This is a genomic window from Nocardia sp. (assembly GCF_025465275.1).
GTDB lineage: Bacteria > Actinomycetota > Actinomycetes > Mycobacteriales > Mycobacteriaceae > Nocardia.
The window spans coordinates 83,730-100,011 of sequence record NZ_JAODNK010000092.1 but is presented as its reverse complement, the minus strand read 5'-3'; the positions used below and the strand labels follow the sequence as shown (position 1 = coordinate 100,011).

16 protein-coding genes are annotated in these 16,282 nt (G+C 65.1%); 10 read left to right on the top strand and 6 right to left on the bottom strand.

Annotated elements, in window-relative coordinates:
- Nucleotides 1-260, top strand: a 260-nt coding sequence (locus tag JWN03_RS22520; protein WP_441343039.1) for an AMP-binding enzyme, incomplete at its 5' end; no start/stop codon positions are given.
- Between the two features lie 20 nt (nt 261-280).
- Complete coding sequence (locus JWN03_RS22515) at nt 281-1,873, top strand: long-chain-fatty-acid--CoA ligase (RefSeq protein WP_297618380.1); 1,593 nt, start codon at nt 281-283, stop codon at nt 1,871-1,873.
- 160 nt (nt 1,874-2,033) lie between these two features.
- Here the strand turns inward: JWN03_RS22515 and JWN03_RS22510 are convergent, their stop codons facing one another.
- The 3 genes from JWN03_RS22510 to JWN03_RS22500 all read right to left on the bottom strand — a co-directional run bounded on the left by JWN03_RS22510 (nt 2,034) and on the right by JWN03_RS22500 (nt 4,210).
- Nucleotides 2,034-2,444, bottom strand: a complete 411-nt coding sequence (locus JWN03_RS22510) for a hypothetical protein (protein WP_297618377.1) — start codon at nt 2,442-2,444, stop codon at nt 2,034-2,036.
- 739 nt (nt 2,445-3,183) lie between these two features.
- Nucleotides 3,184-3,435: a hypothetical protein gene (locus JWN03_RS22505; RefSeq protein ID WP_297618374.1), complete on the bottom strand. Its 252-nt coding sequence runs from the start codon at nt 3,433-3,435 to the stop codon at nt 3,184-3,186.
- 118 nt (nt 3,436-3,553) lie between these two features.
- A complete protein-coding gene (locus JWN03_RS22500) occupies nt 3,554-4,210 on the bottom strand; it encodes a peroxiredoxin-like family protein (protein WP_297618372.1) in 657 nt (218 codons plus the stop codon).
- Between the two features lie 107 nt (nt 4,211-4,317).
- On the opposite strand from JWN03_RS22500, the gene JWN03_RS22495 reads away from it, so the two are divergent.
- The 5 genes from JWN03_RS22495 to JWN03_RS22475 all read left to right on the top strand — a co-directional run bounded on the left by JWN03_RS22495 (nt 4,318) and on the right by JWN03_RS22475 (nt 10,552).
- A complete protein-coding gene (locus tag JWN03_RS22495) occupies nt 4,318-4,962 on the top strand; it encodes a TetR/AcrR family transcriptional regulator (protein WP_297618369.1) in 645 nt (214 codons plus the stop codon).
- Nucleotides 4,963-5,103: 141 nt separating this feature from the next.
- On the top strand, nt 5,104-5,775 hold the full coding sequence (locus JWN03_RS22490) for a DUF7161 family protein (RefSeq protein WP_297618366.1): 672 nt from the start codon (nt 5,104-5,106) through the stop codon (nt 5,773-5,775).
- A gap of 424 nt (nt 5,776-6,199) precedes the next feature.
- A complete protein-coding gene (locus JWN03_RS22485) occupies nt 6,200-7,486 on the top strand; it encodes a sulfatase family protein (protein WP_297618363.1) in 1,287 nt (428 codons plus the stop codon).
- Nucleotides 7,368-9,509, top strand: a complete 2,142-nt coding sequence (locus tag JWN03_RS22480; protein ID WP_297618360.1) for a glycoside hydrolase family 3 C-terminal domain-containing protein — start codon at nt 7,368-7,370, stop codon at nt 9,507-9,509. The genes JWN03_RS22485 and JWN03_RS22480 overlap by 119 nt, the downstream gene beginning before the upstream one ends.
- A gap of 311 nt (nt 9,510-9,820) precedes the next feature.
- Nucleotides 9,821-10,552 carry a hypothetical protein gene (locus JWN03_RS22475; protein WP_297618358.1) on the top strand — a complete coding sequence of 244 codons (732 nt, stop codon included), beginning with the start codon at nt 9,821-9,823 and terminating at the stop codon, nt 10,550-10,552.
- Here JWN03_RS22475 and JWN03_RS22470 read toward each other — a convergent pair.
- Entirely contained in the window at nt 10,452-10,892 is a 441-nt protein-coding gene (locus JWN03_RS22470; RefSeq protein WP_297618355.1) for a TetR/AcrR family transcriptional regulator, read from the bottom strand. The two genes, JWN03_RS22475 and JWN03_RS22470, sit on opposite strands and share 101 nt — an antisense overlap.
- Nucleotides 10,893-10,995: 103 nt before the next feature.
- A complete protein-coding gene (locus JWN03_RS22465; RefSeq protein WP_297618352.1) occupies nt 10,996-12,408 on the bottom strand; it encodes an APC family permease in 1,413 nt (470 codons plus the stop codon).
- A gap of 118 nt (nt 12,409-12,526) precedes the next feature.
- On the opposite strand from JWN03_RS22465, the gene JWN03_RS22460 reads away from it, so the two are divergent.
- The 3 genes from JWN03_RS22460 (at nt 12,527) to JWN03_RS22450 (ending at nt 15,657) form a co-directional block, all read left to right on the top strand.
- On the top strand, nt 12,527-13,150 hold the full coding sequence (locus tag JWN03_RS22460; RefSeq protein ID WP_297618349.1) for a TetR/AcrR family transcriptional regulator: 624 nt from the start codon (nt 12,527-12,529) through the stop codon (nt 13,148-13,150).
- Nucleotides 13,151-14,320, top strand: coding sequence for a DmpA family aminopeptidase (locus JWN03_RS22455; RefSeq protein ID WP_297618346.1), 1,170 nt, complete (start codon nt 13,151-13,153; stop codon nt 14,318-14,320).
- 107 nt (nt 14,321-14,427) lie between these two features.
- Nucleotides 14,428-15,657: a cytochrome P450 family protein gene (locus tag JWN03_RS22450; protein WP_297618343.1), complete on the top strand. Its 1,230-nt coding sequence runs from the start codon at nt 14,428-14,430 to the stop codon at nt 15,655-15,657.
- Nucleotides 15,658-15,719: 62 nt separating this feature from the next.
- Here the strand turns inward: JWN03_RS22450 and JWN03_RS22445 are convergent, their stop codons facing one another.
- Nucleotides 15,720-16,220, bottom strand: a complete 501-nt coding sequence (locus JWN03_RS22445; RefSeq protein WP_297618340.1) for a hypothetical protein — start codon at nt 16,218-16,220, stop codon at nt 15,720-15,722.
- Nucleotides 16,221-16,282: the final 62 nt, after the last annotated feature.

The window sequence follows — 16,282 nt, the reverse complement described above, 5'->3', positions numbered from 1 at the left end:
TCGTCATCCTGACCGCCGAAGCCAAAGACACCGGCGCGGACCTGGTGGCCGAGCTCAAGGCCGAGGTCTCCCGCGAGATCTCCCCCATCGCCCGCCCCCGCGAGATCCACGTGGTCCCCGAACTCCCGAAAACCCGCTCGGGCAAGATCATGCGCCGCCTGCTCCGCGATGTGGCCGAGGGCCGCGAACTCGGCGACACCTCAACCCTGGTGGACCCCAACGTCTTCGAAGCCATCCGCGCCGATAGATCGAACCGATAACCACACTGGAGCCGACAACGATGTCTACCACCAACCTGTATTCGAATCTGATCCATCGAGTCAACGTCGGCGACAGTCTGACCCGCACCTCGCGCCGCCACCCGAACCGTATCGCGGTGGTCGACGGTGCCCAGCGATACACCTACGCCAACCTCAACGCGTGGGTGAACCGAGTTGCCAATGCCCTCGGCAATCGCGGATACCGGCGCGGCGATGCCCTGGCCCTGGCGTCCGGCAACAGTGTCGAGTTCCTTGTCACCTACTACGCATGCGCCAAACTCGGCGTCATCTGCGTGCCGATCAACCTCGGCTGGCGCACCGACGAGGTGACCTATGTCCTCCACCATTCGTCTGCGCGCGGCATCGTGATGGAAAGCCAACTGCTACAACAGCTCTCCGGCGCGATCCAACAGACAACGACGCTTCAGGACATCATCGTCGCGCCGGGTACCGGTGCAGCCGAACCGGAGGAGTCGACTGATCCCGCCTGGCTGACCTTCGGCGACCTGACCTGCAGAGGAACCAGCGCCGAACCCGAGCATGTCGTCGACGACCGCGACCCCATCACCTATCTGTACACCAGCGGCACAACCTCCGCGCCGAAAGGTGTGGTGGGCAACCACACTGCGATCTACCTGGAATCGATGACCATGGCGCTGGAGGCAGGGTTCCGCGCCGACGACCAGTTCGTCGCAATGCTGCCGATGTTCCATACCGCGCAACTCAACTGCCATTGCACTGCGGCCCTACTGGTCGGTGCGACGATCCACATCCGGCGAGGTTTCGATCCGGGCGAGGTGCTGGAACAGATTGAGCGCGAGGGCATTACACAGATCTTCGGTCTGCCCATGATGTATCGCGCCATGCTCGAGCATCCGCAGCTGAAGGAACGCGATCTGAGCAGCCTGCGCCGAGCATGTTATGCGATGGCGCCCATGCCGGATGCTCAACTGCGGCAGTGCATCGATGCCTTCGACTGCGATTTCTATCTGTTGTTCGGCCAGACCGAAATGAGTCCGACCGCAACGATGTTCCGTCCGGAACATCAGCTCTCCCATGCGGGAGCAGTGGGAACTCCGGTCATCAATATCCAGGTTGCCATCCTGGACGCCGAAGGCAACCAGCTTCCGCAGGGGTCGGAGGGCGAGATCGTCTATCGCGGTCCACACACCATGACCAAATACCTCGACAACGCCGAAGCGACAGCGGCGGCATTCGCCCACGGCTGGTTCCACTCCGGGGATATCGGCCATTTCGACAGCGACGGGATCCTCTGGTTCAGCGACCGGAGGAAGGACGTCATCAAGTCTGGCGGCGAGAACGTCGCATCGATCGAAGTGGAGAAGGCCGTGTATGCCGCAGGCCCGAATGTCGCCGAAGCCGTCGTCATCGGCTTACCTCATGAGCGCTGGAGTGAGGCAATAACGGCAGTCGTCGTGGCCAAACCGGGGACCACGATCGACACCGCCGCCCTGATCGCTGCCGTGAAGCAGCAAATCGATCCTTACAAGGCACCGAAAGCAGTGATTGTCGTCAACGAGCTACCGAAGACCTCGACGGGCAAGATCCAAAAGAACGTCGTACGCACCAGGTTCAATAGCTACTACCGGTAAGCAGCCAAAGCGGGATGGCAAGCCACACGACCACCGGCCCGGCCGTCGGCGGCTCATGCGACGGCCTTCAGGAATCCTGCGCCGAATGCGAATCGACCATGCCCGCGCGAGCGGACAGTACGAACTCATGGTTCCGGATGCGACGATGGACGGCGGCCGATCAAAAAGGCTGAGCGGCACAGGATATCCCCGTCGTTGAGGCGATCACGCGTGCTGCGGACGCGAGAACCGATGCCGCCGGTGGCCTACCGCCGCCCGGCGTCGGCTCGTTGGCCCAGTGCCAGCCGGTTCCTGAGTTCGAGACCGGGAGCAGAACCCGCTGTCCACAGGCCCGCTGCACGACTCCGTACTCGACCAGATTCCGCTCGGCGAGGAGCGGGCTCGATTCCGGTGACGCGATATCGACGAGGAAGGTCCATGTCGTCCCGCGCGAGTCGGCGATCACCGGCACCGAGGCCGTGAACGGCAACAGCGGTAGCACTTGCCCGCCGAGCACGGCCGGCATGTCGATCGCGCCCAGCCGGGCACCGCACACCAGAACGGGTCGGCACGCGGCGAATTGCACATCCAACCCGTATCGATGTCGCAGAAGGTGTGCGACATCGAATGGCGTACAACATGATTCGAACATCTACCGATCCCCGGCGCGACAGGCGGCAGACTGCGACAGCGGGCGTACGATTTGGATTGCCGAAGGGTTGCGGTGGTCTTCCAGGATGCACAGACCGATCAAGCGATCGTGCGGCGAGACGTGCGGAAACATCCAAAGGAACATGCGCGAAGCAACCTCTCCGAGTAGTCGTTCAGAGACCGCCCGTACCGCATCCTCACCACCGCAGACACTTTGACGTGAAATGGCGCGACAGACCCGGCCCGAGAAGGGGTACGGGCATTTCATCAGCTGATCGTTGCTGAACAGTTGCCTCGACATTGCCGCCTTGTTGCCGACGGCGTGCGTCCGCCGAGCGGTGCCGCCCGGTTCACCGTTGGGCCGCGCGGCGCGCTGATCCTCAGTTCACTGTTACGGCATGGTCGCGGTGTCGCCCGTCTGCAGCGCGGTGAGTTGCCCCAGGGATTCGGTCGCAGCCCTGATCGCGGCTTCCACCTGCCGATGAATCTGAACCCGACGGATACGAGTGTGACGGCGGCGTGGCACCGACTGGCCGAACCAGCCCATACATACTGCCTTACGCGGGCAAAGCGATGTCGCACTTCCCAATTGGTTCACGCTGGTCAACCTCCGACAGCGCATCGGCACACAAACACGGCCTACTACCGCGCACCTTCAAAAACGCGCACAGTGCTGTCGGTCAATAGCTTTGTGAGATGTCGTATGGCACGCAGCGGCCAGTGTCGCCGTTGGTCCAGCCGAAAAGCACCCCGTCGGTCAGAACACATGTACTTCCATTGGGCACGCACTGGCCATTTGTATTGAATACCGCACTGCCGCCTTCACATTTCGTCCCCGGCGGCGGTACGGCATGAGCGGCGACCGTAGCGGTCAGAGCCAATCCGAGCGCCGCGATGGTGACGACGGCAAGGCGCGATGAGATATGAAGCATGAATTCTCCTAATCGCATCGAGTTTCGACCTGAGACTACGCTCAGCAGGACACCCCGCGGAGTTCCGAAAATAGGTCGCGGTTGCGTCGACTACCATGCCGCCCGGTCTGGGAGTTGTTCACCGCAGGTTGGTCAGGGCCGCGATGATGTCGGCGACCTCGGTGCGGGCGGTGTAATCGGGTTGGACGTCGACGAAGCGCACGACGCGGTCCTGGTCGACGATCAGGACGGTGGGCCGGGGAAGTCGGGTCGAGCCCTCGGCGTTGACCTGGGCCAGATCCAGGCCGATCTTGCGCTGGGCCGCGAGGACCTCGTCGGCCTGCTGGAAGTCGATCCCGATCCGTTCGGCGACACGGCTACCGGGGTCTGATAGGACCGTGAACTCGAGTCCGGCTTTGTCTGCGGTCGAGAGGGAATCATCCGGGGATTGCGGGCTGACGGCCACCAGCCGAGCACCGAAATCGTTCAGTTGCGGTAACAGGTCTTGCTGGTAGGTGCGTAGCGCGACATTGCAGTAGGGACACCAACCACCGCGGTAGAAGACCATCACGGCGGTCCCTGCCGACACGAGTTGATCGAGGCTGGTCGGCGTGCCGGTGGCGTCGTCGAGGGTGAAGGGCTCCAACCGCTGTCCGGCCTGGATGGCGCCGGCGGGGATTCCCTGGTCCAGGAACTCTTGGATGCTGCGGTCGAACACGGCGACCACATCGGCCGGAAGACGTTCGGCCGCAACCGCCTTCAGGTGGTCGGACTGTTCGCGAATGCTGGGTGACATCGGATCTCCACGGTGGGTTGATCGGATTGAATGGACTGCATAGTCCAATAACTAGAGGACCATGCCCCGAACTGGACTGTCAAGTCCACTCAGGGAATACTGGGCCGATGGGAGCATTACCGACCACCGAGCGGGGACGCCTGACCCGCCGCCGGATCGTGGCCGCCGCCCTCGAGGTCGTGGCCGAAAACGGGGCGCTCGGGGCGAGCCTGGACGAGGTCGGCGCACGCGCGCCCGCATCGCGTAGCCAGCTGTACCACTACTTCGAAGACAAGAACGATCTGCTTCGTGCGGTCGCGGAAGCCACCAACGACACGGTGCTCGACGCCCAGCAAGACCTTTTCGCCGGTCTCGGCACGTGGTCGGGGTTGCTGCGCTGGACCGATGCCCTTGTCGCACTCCAATACCAGCGGGAAGGAAAAGGAGGCTGTCCGCTCGCCAACCTGCTCGGACAGGTCGGCGAGCGCGACGACGATATCCGCGCCGTGCTGGCGTCCGGTTTCGACCGTTGGGAGTCGAGCATCCGCGCGGGGCTCGCGGCTATGTACGAATCCGGAGAATTGCGAACGGAAACCGACATCGCCTGGCTGGCCACCTGCACGCTGGCCAGCCTCCAAGGCGGCCTCGTCCTCGCACAGGCTCGCCGGGATCCGGGGGCGCTGCGCAGCGCCCTCGATGGCGCGCTCGCCCTCATCGGCAGCTACCGCACACACGTCGCGGCCCGCCCGTTCGGCGCTCACACACAACGCTGATTCCGGTGACCCGAAAAACCTATAGATCGTAGTTGTCCACCACCTCTCACCCCTTTCGATCACGATCGGGCGGGCCCGCCATCGAGTGGATGAGCCGACAGGCTCGATTGCGTTCGGTGCGTGTGTGCATATTCTGGCTGCATGATCGACCCCCGCCCCGCGCTGATCGAGTTCGGTGAAGAGCTGATGACCCGGCCACCACGCCCCTGGGAACGCGGCACCGAGCCATGGGACAGATTCGCCGCGATCTGGCAGGTGCAACCAGGCCGCATGAGCAGCAACGGTGTCGAGTTCCACGGCACCCGGTGGCAGGGCGCAGCCATCCCCGCGGTCAGGGATGCGGAGGATCTGCTCGAGGGATTCCGCCGAGAAATCGGCTGGGGCGCGGTCGTATTGACGCTCGACCAGGTAGCGGGTGCGGCCCGGGTGCACCTGTTCGGCGGCGACACCGACCCGATCTGGGAAAAGACGGTAGCGACCGAACCCGACGTCGCCGAACGCGCCTTCGAACTGTTCGGCACCGGGATGGCGCTCCCGGACCGTGCGAGCGCGAACTGGATTCCCTTGCGCGCCGACCAATCCGAGCTGGCCGGCCTCACCGGCAAACTCCTGGTCCCGGATCCGGCCGATGACGACGGGCGGCCCGCGCAGTTGCCGCCCGGCACGCAATACGTTGCGATCATCGACGACGAACCCACCGTGAATCTCACTGTGCGGGTCTGGGCGCCTGGCGTGGTGTCGTCGCCGTTCGTGCGCTACGACCAGCTGGCATGCCGCACACCACAGACAATCGAATCACTCTTGGGCACATAGGCTTTCGCATCGCACCGGTGCTGCCACCACACGCAGATTCCAAGGCGCACACATCAGCATTTGCGAGGGTGGGCGCAGTTGCGTCAAATCTTTCGCCATGCCAAGCGAGTCTGCGATGCCCGAGTCCGACTACCCGAGCTCGGCGCCGGTCGGGGTGGACACCGCATCGTCGGCGGCGTCGGCCATAACCCGAGTTCGAGCCCGGGCGACATGACCGAATCGGCGTACGCTCAGCTGACTGGGCAATTCCTATCGCCGAGAGGATGAGCCATGTCAGCCGATGACAGCGTGTTCACCGGGGTGGTGGCGAAGTTCTATGAAACATATCTGGTGCCCCTGATATTCGAGCCTTATGCGGCGCCGATGGTCCGGCAGGTGACCAGGCCGCCGCGATCGGAACTTCGGCGGTTATCACACCGCGGCCGTGTCGGTGTTTGCCGAACGCCACCGGGCCTACTATTTCCACGGCAATTTCCGCGAATCCATTCGGGCCACGCCGAATTGGGGCGACGAGGATGCCGCGGACGTCAATCGCGCGGCCATCGACTGGATCCGCCGGCATGCCGACCAGGAGAACTGGTACCTGCACCTGACCTACTGGGAACCGCACACCGACTACACGCAACCGGTGGAGTGGACCGACCGGATGGCCGCATCCGGTCCCGTCCAAGCCTGGCCCGATGCCGACACCATCGCGGACCACGCCGAAATCTACGGCCCGCGAGGCGCTCTGGATCTCAACTACTCACTGCGCGGCGACGGACGCTCGCCGGTGCCGCACAATATGCCCGAGGCAATTGCCTCACGCGCCGACTTCGAGCACCTGATCAATGGCTTCGACGGCGCGATCGCGTACTGGGACCACCACTTCGGGCAACTGCTCGCGGTGCTCGAGGAGCTCGGCATCGCCGAGGAGACGGCGATCATCGTCAGCGCCGATCACGGAGAATCCCTCGGGGAGAACGGTTCCTACGCCGAACACGGTCTCGCCAACGAACCCGCGCACCGGCTGCCCCTGGTCTTCTACTGGCCCGGCGTTACCGACGAACTGCCCGCTGCGGGCCGCCGTAATGACGCTCTGCTCTACAACATCGATTACGCGCCGACCGTGTGCGAACTGGTCGGACTGCCGAAACCCGCGGGCTGGCAGGGTGAATCGTTCGCAGCGGCCGTGCGGGGCGAGAGCATCGAGTCACGCGAGTACCTGGTGCTCGGCCACGGTGCGCATACTTATCAGCGCGCCGTGCGCACCAGAGACCACCTCTACATTCGGACCTATCACCCCGGTTGCTTCCGTGCCGAATGGGGGCAGTTGTTCGACGTCACGGCAGATCCCCATCTGACCGAGGATCTGCTCGACGCCCAACCGGAACTGCTCGCCGCCATGCGATCCCGGCGGGCCGAATGGTGGAACACGTACGCCGGGCGTCCGGGCGCACTGCCCGATCCCATGCAGACCACGCTGCAGACCGGCCCCACCTACTACAACGATCCCGTCACCTACGCTCGTCACCTTCGAGAAACCGGCCGCGCTCATCTGGCCGAAGATCTGGAAGGGCGGCTGCGGAACTACGCGAACCCGGTATCCTGGCATGCCCCGGACCAGCCGCGGACCGTGGCGCTGGTCCAGCGCTGGGCGGAATTGGCGCAGGCCGCCGCGCAGCGATCGCTCGACCGGCCCGAACCGGCTTCGGCGCACGCCTCCGACTGAATCGAATTCTGCGCGAGCGCGCACATCTCAGAGCATAAATCAGGTCGGACAGCGCGCGCTGCGGGAGTTGTATCTCGCGCCGTTCGAGGAGATCATCGCCACCGCCGGGCCGTGGGCTTTGATGTCGGCGTACAACTCGGTCAACGGCCCCACCATGACCGAGCATCACCACTTGCAGGTCGAGGTGCTGCGCGGGGAGTGGGGATACGACGGTGTGGTCGTCTCGGACTGGCTCGCCGCCCGCGACACCGTGCGCGCCATCGAGGGCGGGCTCGATATCGCCATGCCGGGTCCGCTCACGGTCTTCGGCCCGGCGCTAGCTGCCGCGGTTCGGGCGGGTGAGGTCGCCGAATCGACCGTCGACGAGGCCGTGCGCCTGGTGCTGCTGCTGGCGGCTCATGTAGGACTGCTCGCCGATACCGCACCGGCGGTGCCCGAGTCGGCGCGACCGGTTCCGCCCGATGGAATCGCCACCGCGCACGAGATCGCCGCGCGCGCAATGGTATTGCTTCGCAACGAGAACAAGGTGCTGCCGCTGGACCCGGATGCGGTCGGCAGTATCGCCCTGATCGGGCGGGCGGCACGTGATGCGCGGGTGCTGGGCGGGGGCTCTGCGACCGTCTTCCCCGCCCGTATCGTGTCACCACTGGAGGGGCTGTGGGCCGCCCTTCCGACGAAGGTAGCGCTCACCTATGTCGTCGGGGCAGATCCCAATGAGGGATTCGATCTGACCGCAAGAGGTTTCGATCTCCGCGCGGTCCTGCGTGACGACGACGGCGCGGTGCTCGCCGAGCAGCCGCTCACGGTCGCACGGGTGCGATGGACCGATGCCACCCTGCCCGGAGAGACCGCCTTCGATGCCCTGGCCTCAGTGGAATTCACCGGCACCTACACCCCACAGGAGACCGGACCCCACCTGTTCGGCATCGGCGGTCTCGGCCGCTTCCGGCTCACTGTCGCCGACCGCGTGCTCTTCGACGGCATGCAGGAAACCTCCGAGCACGCCGATCCTTTCGAAGCGTTGACCGCACCGCCGACCCCGCACGGCTCGGCGGATCTGGAGGCCGGTCGCCCGGTCACGATCAGCCTGCTCAACGCCACACCCAAAGCCGCTCTCGGACCGATCCAGGGTGTGAGTTTCACTCTGGCCGTGCAGGAACCACGACTTGACGACGACATCCTGATCGCCGAAGCCGTGACAGCCGCGGCCGCGGCCGAGGTGGCCATCGTGGTGGTCGCGACCACGACCGCGCAGGAGAGTGAGGGTTTCGACCGGGAGAATCTGCGATTGCCCGGCCGTCAGGACGAGCTGATCGCGCGGGTCGCCACCGCGAATCCGCACACCGTGGTCGTGGTGAACTCCGGGTCGCCGGTCGAAATGCCCTGGCGTGAAGAGGCATCCGCGATCCTGGTGAGCTGGTTTCCCGGACAGGAAGGTGGCGCCGCACTCGCCGATGTACTACTCGGACGCGGAGAGCCCGGCGGCCGACTGCCCACCACCTGGCCCACTCACCTGGCAGACGTGCCCGTATCCCTGGTGACCCCCACCGACGGTGTATTGCGTTACGACGAAGGACTTTTCATCGGCTACCGCGCCTGGCAGCGACACGACGTGCAGCCGGCCTACCCGTTCGGGCACGGTCTCGGCTATACCGATTGGCATTACGAGAACATCGTGGCGACAGCGCGGGAGGTTCGGGTCACCCTGCGCAACACCGGCTCCCGCTCCGGTCGCGAAACCGTTCAGATCTATGCCGGACCGGTCGACGCCGACGATTCGCGTCCGGCGTACCGGCTGGCGGGCTTCGCCACGGCCACTGCCGACCCCGGCGAGACCGTGCACGTCGAAATCCCCCTGGCCGAGCGAACTTTCCAGATATGGGACGAGACGCGGGGCCGATGGTCCGCACGTCCGGGTCCGTACCTGATCCGCGCCGGGCACAGCAGTATCGATCCAGGCCTGTCCACCACCGTCCGCGTCACCGCGACCGATCAGGAGGAGGTGACACCGGCCCACGCCTGACACCGTGCACTTCTGAAAAATTGAATCTCTGAAACCCGAACCCGCCGAACCTATTCGAACTCGGCGGGCCGGTAACCACTGCCTGCATACCGACTGTGGCATCGCAGGTCTTATTTGGCATACCGAAAATCTGCAAGACCGGCGCCTCGCCTCTTCGCGCAGTCGAATATCGCACGCGGGCAGTACATCTCGCCTCCGCCGGCGCTCTCCGGCGTCGATTCGAGACTACCTGCTACGTGCGAGCAACCGGAACTTCGACGGCTCGGATATGGCCGAGATCACGACCGGCACCATCCTGATGAGGAACCCACATGAATATCCGTCTCGCCTCGTATACCGCGGCCGTGCTGACCGCGAGCGTCGTCGGCACCGCCACCGCGGTCGCCGATCCCGGTACAACTGCGCCCGCGGTCAGTTATCACGCGACCCTCGACAACACCACGGTCGTGGCAACGCTCGACAACGGCGTGTTCGCGCTCACCGACGATCAGCGTTCGGTCACGGTTCGCGACAGCTCCGGGCAGGTCCTCGACGCACTACCGCTAGCCCTGACCTTGGACGATCAGGGGCTGCCCATTCGCTCGCAGATCACCGATGCGGGCCGCACCCTGCAGCTCACCCCGGACCTTGGCGGGCTCGACCGGTCCGCCCTGAAACCTGTTGCGGCGCCGCTGGAGAACCAGTTGGCCATGAACGACCTGATCAATGCGGTCAGCATCGGCACCTCGCTCGGCAGCCTGGTCGGTACGGCCATCGGCGCGGTGATCGGCATCGGTGTCGGTGTCGTGCTCGCGGGCGCGTCCTGCGTGGTCCTCAGCCTGGGCTGCGTCGTCGCCGTACTGCCGATCATGGCCTTGGTCGGTGGCGTCGGCGGGCTGGCCGGGCTCGTCGTCGCCGGTGGCCCGGTCGCTGCCGCAGCCCTGTTCGACTACGTCACCACCCTCAACGCAGCACCGGGGCACAGCAAGTACGTAGGAATCTCAACCGCCCGACCACCCACTCGTGTGCAGGATGATCGGGACCGGTCGCCTCGGCTGTGGTGAGATGCGCGAGCTGAACCAGATCCCGGTTGGCCGCGTTATTGCGCATTATCCGCACGAGGAAGTCGAGCAGACCGTCGAAGTCCATCTCGGCGAAATCGCCGAGATCGGTCTCGGTGGCCGCCAGATCCCGTAGGTCACGGGCGCCGAGTACGGCCTGCAGCAGCGCCGCTTTGCTGGAAAAGTGGTGCAGCAGACCGGACTGCGAGATACCGGCCTCGGTGGCGATGCGCGCCAGCGAACTGCCGCGATAGCCGTGCCGCGCGAAATGTTCGAGCGCGATGCCGACGATCTTGGCGCGTGCCAGTTCACCGGATCGTTGCGCGGAATCAGTCGTTGCCATGAGACCGAAGGCTAGGTGATCGGCGTGCATTCGAGGACGGCCGACCACGCACACGGCCCGCGAGCCGAACGCGAATCACGGATTCCCGGCGGCGTGCGGCAGTTCAGGGTTCGTGGACGGGGTCGGGCAGCAGCCAGCGTTCGGCGGCACGGGGACGCAGGTAGATCAGGTAGTACGCGATGCCGAGAGCCATGGTGACGATCGCTACCACCAGTTGCTGCCAGGAATCCTTTCCGAGGCTGTAGCCGGCGTAAACCATGACGGCGATGACGATCAGGGGCGGCAGCGGCCACAACGGCATGCGGTAGGTGTCGGAAACCGCCATGCGGCGCACGCGGAGTGCGGCCAGGGCGACAAAGAGATACACCAGGACAAGGCCCGCGCCGGTGGCGGTGATCAGCCAGTTGAGGGGCAGAACCGCGGCGGCTACCGCTGCGATCGCGCCCACCAGGATGGTGGCGGCCACCGGGGTGTGCAGGCGCGGGTGCACGGCCGACAGTGCGCGGTCGATCGGATCGGGCCAGCTGCGATCGCGAGCCGAGGCGAATACGAGGCGAGATATTTGCAGGATGATCGCGATGACCGCATTGATGATGGCGATCGCAATACCCACGCTCACAACGGTATTCACGGCGGAACCGCCGCGCGCGGTCAGGAAGTAGTTCAGCGGGGCGGGGCTCTGCAGCAGATCGGTCATCGACGGTGCGCCGAGTACCACGGCGGCGATCGGCAGGATTTCGATGGCCACGGTCGCGGCCAGGCAGACCATGATGACCCGCCCGATCGTCTTGCTGGCGTTCTTGGTTTCCTCCGAGTAGTAGACGGCCGCGCCATAGCCGTTGTAGGCGAACAGCGCCACCGGGATCAAGGCGGGTAGTGCGCCCATGCCGACGCCGACCGTGCCGCCGCCACCCGCGGTGAGCGGATGGAACCATTCCGCGGGACCACGCTCGACATGCCGGAAGCCCAGGAACACCAGCACACTGATGGCCGCGACCTCCACTGCCAGGAACATGCCCGTGACCCAGGCATTGGCTTTGATATTGAGCAGCGCCACACCGGTTGTCACCACAATGACGGCAACGCCGACCCATTTACCGCCGAGTCTCGGGATCGCCACGCCGAGATAGTCGCCGGTCCCCAGCGCGATGACCGAGATGATCAGCACCCCGTTGACCATGGTCAGCAGGAACATCGCGAATCCGAGGGGACGTCCGAGCAGGCGTGCGGCCCAGGTGTATTCGCCGCCCGCGATCGGATACCGCGCCGACAGTTCGGCGTAGCACAGGCCGACGCATACCGACGCGATCGCCGCGATGCCCAGCGTCAGCACCGACGCTCCGCCCACCGCGAGCAGGATCGACGGAATGATGATGAACACGCTGGAAGCCGGCGTCACCGCCGACAGCGTGATCAGGATGTTCTCCCCCATCCCCAGGGCCCGCGAAAGCTGTTGCTTATAACTGTTTTCCGGGTCGCCTGCGGCTGTCCGGCCGGTCGAGGGGTGCATCGCCATGACCGACTCCTTTCTTTGATTTACAATCAAAGAATGATCCAAACCCGCTGGCAATACGGGGTTTCAGACGTAACAAGTACTTAACTCATCATCAAAGTAAGAAACGGGAGGGAAACGGATGGCACGCCGGAAGGATCAGGTGCGCGCACGCCGCACCATCCTCGACGCAGCGCTGGCGGCGGTGTCCGACCGCGATGTGGGCAGGCTCAAGATCCGGGAGGTCGCCGAACTCGCGGGGGTCTCGCCCGCCACGGTGCACTACTACTTCGATGACCTCGACACGCTGTTGCGCGAGGTCCATCGGGAGGCGAGCGATCGGTTCTTCGGCGCGCGGCTGGCCATGGTCGCCGACATCCCGGATGCCCGGGAGAAGATCGGGGCACTGATCTGGGCCGGATTGCCGGCCGACGATACCGACCAACTGGTCGTCGCGCTGTACCGGCTGGTGGCGTACCGCAATATCGCGGCCGAGCACGGCGATCTGATCACGGCGCTGTTCGACAAGCAGGTCGCGTTGTACATGAGCGCACTGGAGGTCGGAAGTGCGCAGGGGCACTTCACGATCGATGCGCCGATCCTGGAGGTGGCCGCGAATCTGGTCGCTCTGGAGGACGCGTACGGCCTGCACATCATCACCGGGAATCGATCGGTGACCAAAGCCCGTGCCGCTCAACTGATCTGTTCCTATGCCCGGACGGCGACCTGCTGCCCGGACATTGCGACACCTCTGAAGGACGCCTGAATGACCGAGTACCAATCGTTTTCCCCGGACGGACGACCCCGCGCCCGCGCACTCGGCCTGCATCCGACGGGTACGCCCGGACCGTGGAATGCCATTACCGACGTCCCCGGAGTCGAGGTGGGGTACCTGACGCTGATCGACGGTGCGGGACCACTGCGCGTGGGCGACGGGCCGGTGCGCACCGGAGTGACGGCAATCCTGCCGCGCGGCCGGGCCGGCGTCGGCAGGCCCTGCGCCGCGGGGCGCTACTCGCTCAACGGCAATGGCGAAATGACCGGCACCGCCTGGATCGACGAGGTCGGGCAGCTCTCGATGCCCGTCACGATCTCCAATACGCACGCCATCGGGGCCTGCCATACCGGCACCATCGACTGGATCAATGCGGTGCATCCGGATCTGGGCCGGCAGTGGCTGCTACCGGTCTGCGCCGAAACCTGGGACGGCTATCTCAATGACATCAACGGCGGGCACGTCACGCCGGAACTTGTCGGGGCCGCACTCGATTCAGCGCGGTCGGGGCCGGTCCAGGAGGGTTCGGTCGGCGGCGGCACCGGTATGAACTGCTATGCGTTCAAGGGGGGCAGCGGTACCGCGTCCCGGCTGGTCGAATTCGGCTCGCAGACGTACACCGTGGGTGTCTTCCTGCAGGCGAACTTCGGTTCCCGGCAGGAACTTACGATTCGAGGGCGGCGCGTCGGTGAGCAGATCACGGTGGGCAATCCACAGGAGTCCACCAGTTGGGGCACGGCGCCGGACCAGGTTCCGGCCGCGCCCGGGGGTTCGGGTTCGGTGATCGTCATCGTCGCGACGGACGCCCCCGTCGAACCGCTGCAGTGCAAGGCCATGGCCCGCCGAGTGCCGTTCGGGTTGGCGCGCACGGGAACTACCGGCAGTCTCTTCTCCGGCGATCTGTTCCTCGCGTTTTCCACTGCCGGCGATCGGGCCTCCGACACCGGGTTTCCGATCGGCGAACCCAGTGACGAGGAGCTGGTCACGACCGCCCGAATGCCTTGGAACCGTATGGATTCCCTCTATACAGCCGTCGTCGAAGCGGTCGAAGAAGCCGTCCTGAACGGCCTCGTCGTCAATACCGATATGACCGGCCGTGACGGCCACTACTCGCCCGGAATCCCCCATGATCAGCTGCTCGCCTTGCTGGCGGAGCGGTAAGCGTCGCCTGAAGCATCTGTCACACAGCATGTTTCGGGCAAACGCACAACCATCGACAATGTCCGCGCAACGCGGGAGACTGCTGCCAGAGTTGCGAGGAGAATACGATGGATGCACAGCCAATTGTCCTGGACCCCATGGGTTCCGATATCCAGGGTGAATCCGCCCACATCCGCGCGAGCGGGCCCGTCACCCTGGTCGAGTTGCCCGGCGGCGTGCGCGCCTGGTCGGTCACCGATGCCGTCGTACTGAAGAGTCTGCTGACCGACCCGCGCGTATCGAAAGACGCTGCGCAGCACTGGACGGCGTACATGAACGGTGAGATCACCGCGGAGTGGCCGCTGCTGCCCTGGGTTGCGGTCAGCAATATGTTCACCGCGTACGGCACCGACCACCGTCGCCTGCGCAAACTGGTCGCTCCCGCCTTCACCCACCGCCGCACCACGGTGCTGCAATCCCGCATCGAGGCGATCACCTCCGGGCTGCTGGATCAGCTGGCGCAGACCCCCGCCGGCACCGTGGTCGATTTGCGTGAGGCGTACTGCTATCCGGTGCCGATCCAGGTGATCAGCGAACTGATGGGCGTGCCGGACGACCGCAATCCCGCACTGCGTAAATGCGTCGACGGATTCTTCGACGGCTCGCTCGGGCCTGAGGAGGGTATGGCCAACTACCTCGAAATGTACGGCCTGGTCACGGAAATCGTGCAGCTCAAGCGTGAGACCCCCGGCGACGACCTGATCAGCGAACTCATCGCGGCCCGGGACGAGGACGACGGCTCCCGGCTGTCGGAGAAGGAGCTCGTCGACACCCTGATGCTCATTATCAACGCGGGCCACGAAACCACCGTCAACCTGCTCGACCAAGCGGTCTTCACCCTGCTCACGCACCCCGAGCACCGCGCCGCCGTCACCGAAGGCCGCGTCTCCTGGGCAGATCTGGTCGAAGAAACGCTTCGCTTCGAAGCACCCGTCGCCCACCTCCCGCTGCGATACGCCGTGGAGGACATCGAAATCGAAGGCCGCCTCATCCGCAAGGGCGAGCCCATCCTGGCGTCCTACGCCGGCGCCAACCGCGACCCGAAGGTCCACGGCCCCACCGCAAACGAATTCGACCCGCACCGCACCACCAAGGACCAGCACCTGGCCTTCGGCCACGGCGTCCACCACTGCCTAGGCTCCCCCCTGGCCCGCCTCGAAGCCACGGTGGCCCTCCCCGCCCTCTTCACCCGCTTCCCCACCCTCACCCTCGCCGCCGCCCCCACCAGTCTGAAAACAGTCGGCAGCTTCATCTCTAACGGCCACGCCCAACTGCCGGTCTACTTGGAAGCGCCCTAGTCCCAACCGAACACTGCGGATGGTCCGCGCAACTCCTGGCGCGCGGACCGTCCGCAGGTGAATCAGCTGCAGGCAGGCGAGCTCTGGTTGCCCAGCGTCAGAATGTTGCAGATCCATTCCTTCTGGACCTTCCACTTGCCGTCCTCGACCACGAACGGCACGACTGCCTGCTGCGGTGCGCCGCCATTGATCGCCGCCTGCGCGTCGGCAGTGAGAGTTCCATTGCCCAGATCGGTGACGCTGGTGACGGTGATGGTGGCGTTGTTCTGCTTGTAGGCGTCGATAATCCGCGTGGGCAGGCCCGGGTCCGCCTGCATGCCCTGCATCAGATCCAGCTTCTCGGTGTCCGGGATGCTCGGGTCCAGCACCTTCTGCAGTTCGCTGTTCAGGTCCGCCGCGGTCGGGGCCGGCGGGAAGGTCTGGGCGGCAGCCGTCTGCGACGTGGAGGTCTTGACGGGCTTGGCGCTGTCCTTCTTGTCATCGCTGCCACAGGCCGACAACCCGAGTACGGTCACGACAGCCAGCGCCGCGACCGCAATGCGTCCAGTCTTCTTAAACGTCAACTACTCATCCTTTTCGTTCGAGTACATCTGCTGCGCAACGCCACAGCCACCCGACTGGCGAC